Source organism: Streptomyces poriferorum (genome assembly GCF_019399235.1).
Classification (GTDB): domain Bacteria; phylum Actinomycetota; class Actinomycetes; order Streptomycetales; family Streptomycetaceae; genus Streptomyces; species Streptomyces poriferorum.
In genome coordinates, this window is the sequence record NZ_JAELVH010000205.1 from 1 (window position 1) to 11929 (window position 11929).

The 11929-nt window shown below is 67.1% G+C and carries 11 protein-coding genes, 2 pseudogenes and 1 riboswitch; of the genes and pseudogenes, 7 read left to right on the forward strand and 6 right to left on the reverse strand.

Going from position 1 to position 11929, the window contains the following annotated elements; genetic code table 11:
* The first annotated feature begins 124 nt into the window (after positions 1–124).
* On the forward strand, positions 125–1333 hold the full coding sequence (locus JGS39_RS41715) for a cytochrome P450 family protein (protein ID WP_219572452.1): 1209 nt from the start codon (positions 125–127) through the stop codon (positions 1331–1333).
* 44 nt (positions 1334–1377) lie between these two features.
* Complete coding sequence (locus JGS39_RS28400; RefSeq protein ID WP_219572453.1) at positions 1378–2154, forward strand: crotonase/enoyl-CoA hydratase family protein; 777 nt, start codon at positions 1378–1380, stop codon at positions 2152–2154.
* A gap of 693 nt (positions 2155–2847) precedes the next feature.
* On the opposite strand, the pseudogene JGS39_RS28405 reads toward JGS39_RS28400, so the two are convergent.
* Positions 2848–3039, reverse strand: a pseudogene (locus JGS39_RS28405) (IS256 family transposase); the annotation flags it as partial.
* Between the two features lie 10 nt (positions 3040–3049).
* Positions 3050–3289, reverse strand: coding sequence for a hypothetical protein (locus JGS39_RS28410; protein ID WP_219572454.1), 240 nt, complete (start codon positions 3287–3289; stop codon positions 3050–3052).
* A gap of 1073 nt (positions 3290–4362) precedes the next feature.
* On the opposite strand from JGS39_RS28410, the gene JGS39_RS28415 reads away from it, so the two are divergent.
* Positions 4363–4842 (forward strand): YbaK/EbsC family protein, encoded by a 480-nt coding sequence (locus JGS39_RS28415; protein ID WP_219572455.1) that lies wholly within the window; start codon positions 4363–4365, stop codon positions 4840–4842.
* Between the two features lie 267 nt (positions 4843–5109).
* On the opposite strand, the gene JGS39_RS28420 is transcribed toward JGS39_RS28415, so the two are convergent.
* The gene (locus JGS39_RS28420) at positions 5110–5700 is read right to left on the reverse strand and encodes a GNAT family N-acetyltransferase (protein ID WP_219572456.1); all 591 of its coding nucleotides are present in this window, start codon (positions 5698–5700) and stop codon (positions 5110–5112) included.
* Positions 5701–6488: 788 nt separating this feature from the next.
* On the reverse strand, positions 6489–7559 hold the full coding sequence (locus JGS39_RS28425; RefSeq protein ID WP_219572457.1) for a bifunctional NAD(P)H-dependent oxidoreductase/GNAT family N-acetyltransferase: 1071 nt from the start codon (positions 7557–7559) through the stop codon (positions 6489–6491).
* 30 nt (positions 7560–7589) lie between these two features.
* Here JGS39_RS28425 and JGS39_RS28430 point away from each other — a divergent pair, with 30 nt between their 5' ends.
* The 3 genes from JGS39_RS28430 (at position 7590) to JGS39_RS28440 (ending at position 9574) form a co-directional block, all read left to right on the forward strand.
* On the forward strand, positions 7590–8054 hold the full coding sequence (locus JGS39_RS28430) for a MarR family winged helix-turn-helix transcriptional regulator (protein ID WP_219572458.1): 465 nt from the start codon (positions 7590–7592) through the stop codon (positions 8052–8054).
* Between the two features lie 246 nt (positions 8055–8300).
* A riboswitch (ZMP/ZTP riboswitch) is annotated at positions 8301–8386 on the forward strand.
* A 22-nt stretch (positions 8387–8408) separates the two neighbouring features.
* On the forward strand, positions 8409–9275 hold the full coding sequence (locus JGS39_RS28435; protein ID WP_219572459.1) for a bifunctional 5,10-methylenetetrahydrofolate dehydrogenase/5,10-methenyltetrahydrofolate cyclohydrolase: 867 nt from the start codon (positions 8409–8411) through the stop codon (positions 9273–9275).
* Between the two features lie 77 nt (positions 9276–9352).
* Positions 9353–9574 carry a hypothetical protein gene (locus JGS39_RS28440; protein ID WP_219572460.1) on the forward strand — a complete coding sequence of 74 codons (222 nt, stop codon included), beginning with the start codon at positions 9353–9355 and terminating at the stop codon, positions 9572–9574.
* A gap of 479 nt (positions 9575–10053) precedes the next feature.
* On the opposite strand, the pseudogene JGS39_RS28445 reads toward JGS39_RS28440, so the two are convergent.
* Positions 10054–10418 (reverse strand): annotated as a pseudogene (locus JGS39_RS28445) (ATP-binding protein); the annotation flags it as partial.
* Between the two features lie 193 nt (positions 10419–10611).
* Here JGS39_RS28445 and JGS39_RS28450 point away from each other — a divergent pair.
* Complete coding sequence (locus JGS39_RS28450) at positions 10612–11040, forward strand: VOC family protein (RefSeq protein ID WP_219572461.1); 429 nt, start codon at positions 10612–10614, stop codon at positions 11038–11040.
* 61 nt (positions 11041–11101) lie between these two features.
* On the opposite strand, the gene JGS39_RS28455 is transcribed toward JGS39_RS28450, so the two are convergent.
* On the reverse strand, positions 11102–11869 hold the full coding sequence (locus JGS39_RS28455) for a transposase (RefSeq protein ID WP_219572462.1): 768 nt from the start codon (positions 11867–11869) through the stop codon (positions 11102–11104).
* Positions 11870–11929 lie beyond the last annotated feature (60 nt).

Consider the following 11929-nt stretch of genomic DNA (forward strand, 5'->3'; position numbering starts at 1 on the left):
TCGGGGGAGCGGCCGGTGGTTTAACCATGCGTCCTCGTGGGGGCCGTTCCGGTGAGTCTCGCATCTCATCGCGTACGCATTCGTTGGTGTGGTGTCTGTTGATCAACGTCAAGCCGGAGACGCCGTGCCTGCTGAATCCCCCGCCCCGCCGCCCGCCGACCTGCTCGCGGCGCGGGTGCGAGATCCGTACCCGTACTTCGCGTGGCTGCGCCGCCACGCGCCCGCTCACGTGGAGCGCAGACCCGGCAGGCCCGCGGTGTGGCAGGTTTCCAGGTACGAGGACGTGCGTGCCCTGCTTGCCGATCCTCGTCTGAGTAAGGACCCGGGCCGGGTTGACGGCTACGTGCCGGGGCCGGCGGGGCTCAACCGGCACCTGGTCCACGCCGATCCTCCGGACCACACACGGCTGCGGGCTCTGGTGAACACTGCGTTCGTGCCGCGCCGCATTGCCCTGCTGAAACCTTTCATCACCGAGGCCGCACACCGTCTGCTGGACCGGGTCGAGAACAGCGCGCACATCGACGTCATCGCGGATTTCGCGGCCCCGCTGACCTTCCGAATGATCTGCGCGATCCTCGGCGTTCCCCAGCACCTGGACAACACCGGGACCAGGGACACACTCATGGCCACCATCGCCCCCGACAAATCCACAGACCAGGGCCGGGCCGAGCGGGATTTGCATGACCTGCTGGACGCCCTGATTGCCGGGAAGCGGTCGGGTCAGGAGAGCGGTGGTGTCGACCTGCTGGGCGCCCTGGTCCGGGCCGGCGACCAGAGCGGCGCGATGAGCGAGGAGGAGCTGCGCTCCACCGCCTACCTTCTCCTGCTGGTCGGCCACGACACCACCATGAATCTGATCGGCAACGGGATGCTCGCACTGTTGCACCACCCCGCCGAGACCGAGCGCCTGACCGCGCCTCAGGCGGGGCCGGGGTTTGTGGCGGGCGCGGTCGAGGAGCTCCTGCGCTACGACTCCCCGGTGCGTGATGCGACCTTCCGCTGCGCGGGCGAATCGATCCACCTGCACGGACAGACCATCCGTGCAGGAGAGATCGTCAGCCTTCTGATCGGGTCGGCCAACAGGGACGGGCGGCGTTTCGCGGATCCCGACCGGCTTGACCTCGCCCGGACACCGGGGGACCACCTCGCCTTCGGATACGGCCCCCACTTCTGCATCGGCGCCGCCCTCGCCCGCCTCGAAGGCGCGGTGGCCTTCCCTCTGCTGCTGGAACGCCTGGGCCCGGTGCAGTTGGCCAAGCCTGCCGACGAGCTGCCCTGGCGTCCAGCCCGGGTCATGCGCGGACTTGCCGCGCTCCCTCTCGTCCGGCGATGACTCCTGCGGCGACCGCCCGCCCCTTTGATCTGGAAGGACACCCGATGAACACGGAAGCCAAGGAAGCAGTGGTGCTGACCGCGCGGCGCGAAGGCGTCCTCGTCATCACCCTCAACCGGCCCTACGTCCGCAACGCCATCAACCAGACTGTGGCCGACGCCATCGATACCGCGCTCACTCTCCTGGAGACCGATCCGGGACTGGAGGTCGGCGTCCTGACCGGCGCGGGCGGCCACTTCTGTTCCGGCATGGACCTCAAAGCCTTCCCCGACGAGGGAGTACCGCGCGTCAAAGACCGGGGGCTGGCCGGCCTGACCCGAGCTCACCGGTCGAAGCCGCTCATCGCCGCCGTCGAAGGAGCCGCGGTGGCGGGCGGATTCGAACTCGTCCTCGCGTGCGACCTGATCACCGCCGCCGACACCGCGTTCTTTGCCCTGCCCGAAGTCGCCCGCGGTCTCATCGCTTCGGAAGGAGGAGCCATCCGCCTTCCTGCCCGTCTCCCTCATCACCTGGCCATGGAAATGCTCCTGACCGCAACGGCACTCCCGGCCGCCGACGCCGCCCGGCACGGGCTGGTCAACCAGCTCACCGGCGAGGGGGAGGCCCTCGACGCGGCGATGACTCTCGCCGGCCGCATCCGAGCCCACTCTCCGCAAGCGACCCGCATCACCAGGCAAGTAGTCGATGCCACTCGCGGCCTCGACGACTACACGGCCTTCACCGTCCAGGACCCGCTCACCGAACCCGTCTTCGCCACGGCATCGGCGGCCGAAGGCACTCGCGCCTTCCGCGACAAGAGGTCCCCGGCATGGTCCCGCTGAGCCCAGCGCCGACACCTACGAGGAAGGCACCGTGACCAGCCTGGCGGAACTGACTGACGCACAGGGCACAGTGGCCCACAGGCTCCTCGCCCTCTGCTGCGACCGCTGGGATCCGAAGCGCTGTCCGTCAAGGCTCTGGATGACGAAAGGGTAAGCATCGCACCGCGAGACGCCGCGGGCCCCCGGAGATCAGGTATCACGGCCCGGGGGTATACCGACGCTGCGGCCCCGCCGTCACGGCGGCCGACTGTGGTGCCTCCAGCACCCCGGCGATCTTCCGAGCCGGCTCACACCCGCCGTCGGTCAACTCGGGGCGATGCAGTTGGGCTTGGAGGGCGTCGCGGAATCCTGCCTGGGGCATGGAACGGGCCAGCACGAACGCATTGCCCCCAACGACCGGAGTAGGTCGAAGCCCTGCAGACGTTCGGGGAGTTCCTCGGGAGTGGCGACGTAGTCGCGGAGGTCGAGCTCCTCGCACGAGTGACCGAAGGTCTCCAGGGTGCCGTCTCTCGCGGGAGTAGTCGCGACTGCGTGAGTGGCCGTACACGTCGAGCGCGTTCAAGATGATGTCCGCCCTGCCGGTGGCCAGGGTGTCGAGCAGGGCCGACGGTCGGTTGCCGGGCGTCAGAACCAGGAGCTCAGCAGCAGCCTCATAGGTACCTCTCAGAGACCGGATCAGGCGGTGGTGATCATTCATGCTGCCGTAAACGGGGGCTGGCCGCTGGGGCGTTCGACGAGATGGCCGCGTTCGAGGCGGGAACCGGCACGGACGAGGGAGACGAGGTGGGGTGCGTTGACCGCCTGCCAGCGGGCCTGGGCAGACTCGACGAGCGTGAAGACCACGGCCACGGCCGCGCCGCCGGCGCCCCTGGTCGCTCGGCTGCGGTGTGGCTGGCTAGAACCCGGGGCCGGGGTCGCCGCTGCGCTGCTGGCATTCGGTCGCGGCGTCGAGCCAGTCCCCTGCTGGTTCGATGGCTTGCTCGCGCTCAGGTCCGGAGTCGACCACTCCGTCGGCGGGGCGGGCTTCGTCGGCGATGTCGCGGGCCCGCTGGCACGGATCTGATGATGGGCCAGAGTGCTGAGCGAGACCGCCGATGACGCTGAACGAGAGGGCAATGACCGCTGCTGCGGCCATGATCAGGCCGGCGCTCCGGTCCTGTAAGAGGCGCGGTAAGTGTCGCTGCCAGCGGAAGTACGGGATGCGGCCCGGGCTGTTCACAGTGTTCCCCCGTCGAAATGGCTGAGGCATGAGTTCTGTCGAAAGTACCTGCTGAATCGGACGTCAGGTGGTGTCGGGGTGGGTGAGGTCGTCGTGAGTGAGGGTGACGCGGGTGGCTTTGCCGGTGGTGGTGGGTGGCGGGGCACGAACGTGGAGGAAGTCGACGCGCTGGTCGGCGGTCACGCTGGGGGTGGCACAGGCAGGCGGGTGGACAGGGGCTGGACCTGTATTACTGGGACGATCTACTGTTCATCGAGCCATCGGCCTGAACCGCAAGTGCGAGTGGACACACCGCATTTCGAACGGGGAGCTTGGTGGAGCGGTACGAGATCGAAAGCTTCCTCACGCTGGCCGACGAACTGCACCCCCGACGTCAGACCCGGTCGACTACCGCGAGCGGCAGGCGGTCGAGTGCGGTATCGGTCGCCTCAAGAGGCACCGCGCCGTGGTGACACGTTACGACAAGCGCGTGGTCCGCTACGAGGCGACCGTTCTGGTCGCGGCCATCAACGAGTGGCTATGACGCACAACTCAGCTCACTGCAGGAGCCGTTCATGGCGGCTGACCCAGGTGACCGGGGCCGTCGTCCTGCCGCTGGCCGGGAACACCACCCACCGGCATCAACAGTGGCGAGCACCGCGCGGCCGGGTGCAAACCTCTGGATTCGGCCGAAGCGCCCACGTCCGCACGTACGACGGTCGGCACCTGATCGTGTCTCTTTGAGGGGAGTTGCAGCATGAGTGTGCCGCGAACCCCGTTGAGCGGCCTTGTCTGGATGGCATAATCGCTGCGTGGATTCGGGGGAGTGGCCTTCGTCGGGGCCAGTGCTGCGGGCGGGGCTGTCGCAGCTGCTGCGGTAGCCGGTCGGGGACAGAACAAACATCGTGGCGTCGGCAAACCCGATGTGACGCCTTCGTCAGCTGGCTGGAGCGGCGCTTTGCCGCGCCGCTCCGTGGCCGAACGCACGCAGAGCCTGTAGGAGGCCATAGTTGAGCCCGTTCGAGCAGATCATCGACATCCTCGACCGCGAAAAGGCCCGGTACCGAATTGTCGAACACATGGCCGAGGGGCGGTCGGAGGAGGTGTCCGCCGTGCGGGGGACGATGGTGTCACAGGGTGCAAAGGCGCTCGTCTGCCGGGTGAAGGGGATCGACTCGCCGGCGGTGCTCGCCGTGCTGGCGGGCGACCGGCGCGCAGACCTGAAGAAGATCGTCGCCGCCGTCGAGGGCAAGAAGGGCGGCTTCGCGCCGTCGGAACTGGCCGAGCAGCTCACCGGCTGCGCGATCGGCGCGATTCCGCCGCTGTGGCTCTCCGGGGACGGTCTACCCGTGATCGCGGACGCGGATTTCCTCGCGGCGCACGAGGAAATCGCGTTCAACGCGGGGCGGCTGGACCGGTCCGTAGTGATGGCCACGGAGGACTACGTGCGGATTGTGGAGCCCGCGGTGGCGTCGATCGCCGCGGAGTAGTCCGGCGCTCTTCCAGCTCGCCTTGGCGAGCTGGGGGCTGTTGGGGCCGTTCGGCGGCGGACGGTGGGTCGGATCCAGGAAATGAGCGCGGCCACGGGGACCCGGGAGGGGGGCCTGCGATTCCCGGGTGAAGGTTGTTGCGCAGTTCGTCGAGCCGGCATGTGCCCAGGGTTCGAGATTCCTGCTCATCAAGGTCGCGCTGAAGGGGCTGACGCCTACACAGGTCGTACGGGGCCAACTGGTGCTGGGCGCGGTGGCCCTGCGCGGTCACGGCAGTGACACGAAGCCGGATTCCCCGAGACCCGGGGCTCTGTCAGCGGCTCTCCGTCGTGTTAGGGCCTGTTCATAGCGGCTGACCCAGGTGACCGGGCCGTCGTCCTGCCGCTGGCCCGGAGCGCCACCCACCGGCACGTCACCACGGTGCACGAAACCCTGCGCCTCATAGTAGGAACGCAGATGGCGATTGGAATTCACGCAGTCCAGCCGCAAGGCGTTCGCACCTCGCTGCAAGGCGATGTCGCCTGCCCAGTCGAGAATGACGCTGCCCAGCCCGGCCGCCCAACGGCGCACGGCCATTCGGTGCACGTATCCCGCCGGGCCGCCGAGGTCTGCCCACAATGGGTCTGACCAGTCCACTGTGACGGTACCGGCCACCTTGCCCCCGATCTCCACCAGCCACGTCTCGCCTCGGGTAAGCGCCTTCTCCACCCACGCGGCCTCGAAGCGCGAAGGCCACTGACTGACCCCGCGCGCCTCAAGCCACCCCGCCGCCTCGTCGAGCACGCTCAGCACCTTGTCCATGTGCTCGGCGGCAGCGCGCCGAAAGACGGCCTTGTCACCGTTCGCATCAACTGTCATGGCACGGATGATTGCAGCTACTCAGCACCCTCAACGGGCACTTCCGATAGAGGTCGTAGCGCCATCGATCAAGATCCACTTCTGATGCCCGGCCTATTGGGATTCAGGCTGGTAGTCGGGCGGGCGGCAGCGGCAGGAGTCAACGGTGCAACCGAGTGGGGGTGTCGTGCATCGCCGCGGGGGCCGACGCGGACTTCGCCGAGGTGGTGAGCGAGGTGGGCCGACGGTCTCCTGACCGCCGAGGCCTGGTTTCCCCATCCTGTATCTGGGGGAACCGGGCCTCATCGTGGATCGGTACGCGGGCATCACGGCAGCGTGCAGGTCAGCTTCGGGCACCCCGCCCGCCGTTCTGGGCTGGGCTCGGCGTCTTCGGCCTCACAGTGGGCTTGGTGGTCGCGCCCGGCTTCACCGTTTGGGGGTGGTGGGGCGGAGACGAGTTTGCCTACGTGCGGCGGCTCGGGGTCGTCTCTGGCACCGAGCATCGGTCGGTGCCGCCGGGTGCAGGGCCGCAGCCACGCCGGCTCCGGCCCGGCCTTGCCTGCATCCCGGTGGAGGGAAGTCAGGCCTCTGGGGTACGGGCTGATGTGGCGGTCTGACGGTGGCAGTGGGGCGGTAGAGCTATGGGGCTGTAGGGGGCCGCGAGATTGCGCGGACCATGGTGTCCGCCCGCTATGACGCCTTGGGATGAGTGGCACTCGTGACGTGCGCGTTCCGGGTGCGGGGTCAGGTGGTCAGCCGACGGCCGCCTGACCGCCTTCGGACGGACCGACCGTCTGCGAAGTGTGTGTTCATGTGTGTGCGGCAACGGACTTGGCCAGGTCCACCGTGCCGTCCTGATGGGTATCGGGCAGCGGCGCGTAACCCTGGCGTTGGTAGAGGGCGAGGTTGCGTTGGCTGGCGGCGCCGGTGGACAGGACGATGCGCAGGCATTCCTCTCCGGCCGTTTCGGCTTGGTGGAGCAGCCAGCGGCCCAGGCCGAGTCCTCGCAGGTCGGGGGCGACGGCGAGTCGTCCTATGTGGAGGTCGGTGCCGGTGCGGCGGGTGCGGACCATGCCGAGCAGCCGGCCGTCCTGCCAGAGGCCCGTGGTGTGCCAGTCGGCCAGCCAGGAACGCACGTCGGTCGGCGTTTCGTGGAGCGCTGGCAGGGCCAGGGTGTTGTTGGCGAGTGCCTCCTCCGTCCAGCAGCAGCGCTGCAGAACGGTCACGTGGGGGGCATCGTCCGGGGCGAGCCGGCGCGCGTATGAGCCGGGGAGCGGGCCTGTGGCGGACGAAGGGTGCTCGCGCTCGCGGATGGGGCGCAGGGCCCGTGCGAGCTGTGCCAGTTCCTCGAGCAGGTCCTGCGCTGCGTCCGCGTGGCGCGTTTCGGGGGCGAAGCGGTCGCCTTGTACCACTTCGGTGATCCGCAGGGCGACCGTCGCTCCGAGGGGTACCAGCCGCAGTGTTGTCACTACTTGTTTGGCGTGCTGGACCGCCCGGGTGCCGGCGGAGGTGTGGCCGTAGCTGACGAAACCGACGGGCTTGAAGGCCCACTCGGGGCCCAGGTAGTCGAGAGCGTTCTTCAGTGTGGCCGGCATGCCGTAGTTGTACTCGGGTGTCACCAGGACGAAGCCGTCCGCGCCGTCGACGATCCTGCTCCAGCGCCGGGTGTGTTCGTGTTGGTGGACTCCGCTCGAGGGGTGCTCTTCCTCGTCCAGGAATGGCAGTCCCAGATCGCCGATCGCCATGGGTACCAGGTCCACGCCGAGGCGTTCGGCGCTCGGCGTGAGCGTTTGGGCCAGCCACTGTCCGACGGTGTGGCCCAGTGCGTTGGGCCGGGTGCTGCAGACCAGGACGAGGACACGCAAGCGTTTCGTTGTCATGGAAACGAAACTAGCGGGTAGATTGGTTACATGTCAACGAATGAGATGGGTGACCCGGTCCGATGGCTCACTTCCGAGGAGGAGCACGCCTGGCGCTCGTACCTCCGCATGGTGACCGCCCTCCAGGTCCGCACCACACAGGACCTGGCCGCACTCGGCTTGTCCGAGCCGGACTACGAAGTACTCAGCACCCTGTCCGAGCACCCGGACGGCACCAGCACCCTCCACGACCAAGCCACCAAAATGGGGTGGTCACGCAGCCGCCTGTCCAGGCACGCCTCCCGCATGGAGGCACGCGAACTCATCCGCCGCGCACCCGATCCCACCGACGGCCGGGGCTGCCTCCTCGCGCTGACCCCGACAGGCTGGGAAACACTGCGGCACGCCGCCCCCGCCCACGTCGCGTCCGTACGACTGCACTTCATCGACCGTCTCGACCCCGAGGAACTCGCGACGCTCGACCGGATCGCGCAGAAACTCGCCAACGACCAGTAGTCACGCAACCGCCATGGAGGCTGACGCCGGCAGGAGAGGTGACGGACCAGGCTGGTTCTGGCAAGCGTCGTGTTGGCTTGGTTCACTTCCAGCAGCAGCATGTGTGAGTCCGGGAGGCATCTGGTGCGTGGACGCGTCAGGAATGTTCACGAGAATCGACGTCAACGCAGAGGGGCCGAGGTTCGTGAGGCGCTTGGTCGAGGACGTTGATGGGTGTCTGGTGACGATGCGGCGTCTACTAGAGTCGGTGTGGGCCGTGACTGGCGCTGAGGTGGAGAACCACCGGGGAGCGGTCTGACGAGATGTCGTTGCCGTGCGCCTGGGCGAGTGCTAAGCAACGCCTGGAGGGCAATGATGTCCGCAGTTCAGACGGCCCAGCTCATGGATGGCACCGGTCTCGCCAAACGCATCGTCGGAGAGGCTGCTGCCAAGGCGGCGGAGATCTCACGGCGCACGGGTACCAGTCCCTGTCTGACAACAGTGTTGGTAGGAGAGGATCCGGCGTCGGTCACGTATGTCCGCATGAAGCGGTCGCGGTGCGCGAAGGCAGGCATCCAGTCCCGGCACATCGGTCTGCCGGCCGCCACCACGACCGCCGAATTGATCGACACCCTCGCCAACCTGTCCGGAGATCCGGAAGTCCACGGCATTCTGCTTCAGCATCCTTGCGGCCCGCACATCGACGAGCGAGCGGCGTTCGAGGCAATCGCCCCGGAGAAGGATGTCGACGGGGTCACGATGCATTCCTTCGCCGCGATGAGCTTCGCGCTGCCGGGCTTCGTGTCCTGCACTCCCGGCGGGATCATGCGGCTGCTGGAGGCGTACGACGTAGAACTCGCCGGCAAGCGCGCCGTCGTAGTGGGACGCAGCGCGATTCTCGGCAAACCGGTGGGGATGCTCCTTCTCGCGAAGGATGCAACGGTGACGTACTGCCACTCGCGCACGGCGGACCTGTCAGCGATCGTCCGGGAAGCAGACGTCGTGGTAGCGGCCGTGGGACGGCCCCGGTTGATCAGAGGTGAGGACATCAAGCCTGGTGCAGTGGTGATCGACGCCGGTTACAACCCGGGCAATGTCGGCGACGTGGACTTCGATACCGCCCGCACCCGCGCCCGTCTGATCACTCCCGTGCCCGGCGGCGTCGGACCGATGACCATCGCCGTCCTGCTCGCGCAGACTGTGGAAGCCGCCGCGAACCAACTAGGAATCCGCGAGCGCTGAAGTTCTTTCGCCCAGAACTGGAGACCGCGTGTCGGGTCGGCTGTCCTTCTGGTGACGGCTCGCCGCTCGTAAGGGCGGTGAGCCGTCACGGAGGCAAGTCCGCAGATCTGTCAGCTGGCGGTGGCGGGTTCTTCGGCTCGGGCTCGGGTGCTGGCGAGGCGGTAGGAGTCGGTTCCGGCCTCGAGCTGGTCAACACCATGGACCCCAAGCCCGTCGCTGCCGCGTTCGGCATGGACCCCGAGACCACCATGATCCATCCCGCCGACCACGTAGAACCCGGCCGCATGTCCGATGCGTGACCTACCGGATCAATTCGCTGGTCACGGCAGTGTTAGATCTGCAGAATCGACAGAATGCCGCGCTTCTTGTGTGACCACTGCCGACGTCCCCGCACCGGACCGGTCGCCAAGGTGAATGTGCCGCCTTCGGTGCCGATGTCGGAAATCCGGGTGTCCGAACACATCCGGCCCGCGTGCCCTGCGGAACCTATGCCTCAAATTTCCGGCTGAGCGAGTTCAGCAACGACGTCCCGGGCTTCATCGTGCGCCCCAACGACTTGATCGGAACTGAACGGCATCCTGACCTGATGCGATCAATGGGCTGCTGCCAAGGCCCTGCAGGCGGCCATGGCCTGAACCTGGTCTGCAGGGGCTGCGGAGCTGAGGTCGCCACCGGACAAGCGGACTGTTAGACCTAAAACCAGGTAACGCTGGAGCCGACAGCGGTCTGTCTCTCCTTCTCCGACGACTGATCGCAGTACCCGGCAACGCCGAACCCGGAGACTTTCGGTCTCAAAGAGATCGATGCGGCCGTAGCGGGCGATCGTCTTGTTGAGCTGTTCTCGTCGGCGGCCTCGACCAGCTCGTTCACCAATTTTGTGGCCAGCGTGTAGCGGACGCAGTACCCCTTTATGGCGGCCTCGGTGCCCAGGGCGATGAGTGTGTGGGACTTGCCTGTGCCAAGGTCGCCGATCAGGCAGAGCGGCCGGCTCTTCTTGATCCACTCGCAGCTGGCGAGAGTGTGGACGGTTGCTGCGTCGATGTTGGGGTTGGCGTCGAAGTCGAAGGCCCGAAGAGACTTCTCCCGCGGGAAGCCCGCCGCCTTGATGGGCCGTTGCGAGCGGCGTCGGGCCCGGTCGTCGCACTAAGGGCCGTCCCGTAACTGATCTTCGGCATGCAGCTACGGGCCAGGGTTGCGTCGTTCTCGTGGCCTGTTCAGCTTGATCTCCTGGTGTCCGATCCGGACCAGGGTTCGGCGGGGTTGGGGTCGACGTCTCGACGGCGTGGGGATCTATCTGGGGAAGTGGGCAGCAGCGCGCTCTTGGTAGGGTGCGCCGATGTCATCGGTCAAGCACTTCCAAGTCACCTTCGACTGCGCAGAACCTGAGCGCCTCGCTCGCTTCTGGTGTGAGGTGTTGGGGTACGTCGTTTCGCCGCCACCAGAGGGGTTCCCCACGTGGGACGAGTACAAGCGCTCTCAGCCGCCTGAGGAGCAGGACGCGTGGTTTGCCTGCATCGACCCTTCAGGCGTGGGCCCGCGATTGTACTTTCAGCGCATCCCCGAAGGGAAGGCGGTCAAGAACCGGGTGCATCTTGATGTGCGGGTCGGCACCGGACTTGTAGGCGAGGAGCGCCTCGCCGCGCTTGAGGCCGAGTGCGCACGGCTGGTCCCGCTCGGGGCGGTACACGTGCAAACGCTGTATGACGGCAACGATTCCTGCATCCCGATGCAGGACATCGAGGGCAACGAGTTCTGTATCGACTGAGCATCCTCCGAGCCGGCGAGCCCTCTCCCTTGGACCTCTCTGGTCCGGTACGGGACGGGAGTTACCCCGCGAGGGCGAGGTTGTGCAGCCGGGCGATGCCGAGCATGGCGATGTGAACGCCATCGCCCTTCAGGCGGAAGTCGCGAAGGATCTTCCAGGTCTTCATCCGGGCAAAGACGTGCTCGACGCGGGCGCGAACCTGCTTGTGGGACTTGTTGTGGGCCTGTTTCCAGCTGGGGAGACCCTCTTCCTTCCGGCGACGATGCGGCATCACGAGCCCGGTACCCAGGTAGCCGCCATCAGCGATGGTCATCGTGTTGCCGACGGCGGCCTTCGCACCGGACTCAGCCCAAGCCAGGCAGTCATTGCGATTACCCGGCAGCGGCCGGCCGACCGCCACGACCAGGCGGGTGTCGGCGTCGATGACCACCTGATGGTTGGTCGAATAGCGATAGTTCTTCGACTGCTCGGCGACCTTGTGGTCCCGGGTGGGCACCAGGGTGCCGTCCACGATCAGCACCGCGTCCTTGGCGAACCGCCGGCGCGGATGCAGCGCAAGCCTCGGGCCGAGGTCATCGATCACCCGGTCCACGGCCGACTTCGACACACCGAACAGCGGGGCCAGCTGCCTCATCGTGAGGTTCGTCCGCCAATACGCGGTGACCAGCAGCACCCGGTCCTCCAACGACAGTTTCCACGGCCGGCCCCGGCCTGAGGAGCCAGCACCCTCACGACGCAGCGCGGTCAGCAACTTGCCGAAGGCGCGCGGGCTCAACCCGGTGAACGGGGCTATCCAGAACGACTCGCAAGCTGTGATCACACCTGACACGGGCGAGATCATCGCAGAGCAAGATCACTTATGGGACAGTCCTAGGTGTATTGCCCTGTG

Bases quoted from the DNA above. Each gene is read 5' to 3' on its own strand.
- JGS39_RS28400 (WP_219572453.1), top strand. From the start codon at position 1,378: ATGAACACGGAAGCCAAGGAAGCAGTGGTGCTGACCGCGCGGCGCGAA.
- JGS39_RS28410 (WP_219572454.1), bottom strand. From the start codon at position 3,289: ATGGCCGCAGCAGCGGTCATTGCCCTCTCGTTCAGCGTCATCGGCGGT.
- JGS39_RS28420 (WP_219572456.1), bottom strand. From the start codon at position 5,700: ATGACAGTTGATGCGAACGGTGACAAGGCCGTCTTTCGGCGCGCTGCC.
- JGS39_RS28425 (WP_219572457.1), bottom strand. From the start codon at position 7,559: ATGACAACGAAACGCTTGCGTGTCCTCGTCCTGGTCTGCAGCACCCGG.
- JGS39_RS28430 (WP_219572458.1), top strand. From the start codon at position 7,590: ATGTCAACGAATGAGATGGGTGACCCGGTCCGATGGCTCACTTCCGAG.
- JGS39_RS28435 (WP_219572459.1), top strand. From the start codon at position 8,409: ATGTCCGCAGTTCAGACGGCCCAGCTCATGGATGGCACCGGTCTCGCC.
- JGS39_RS28450 (WP_219572461.1), top strand. From the start codon at position 10,612: ATGTCATCGGTCAAGCACTTCCAAGTCACCTTCGACTGCGCAGAACCT.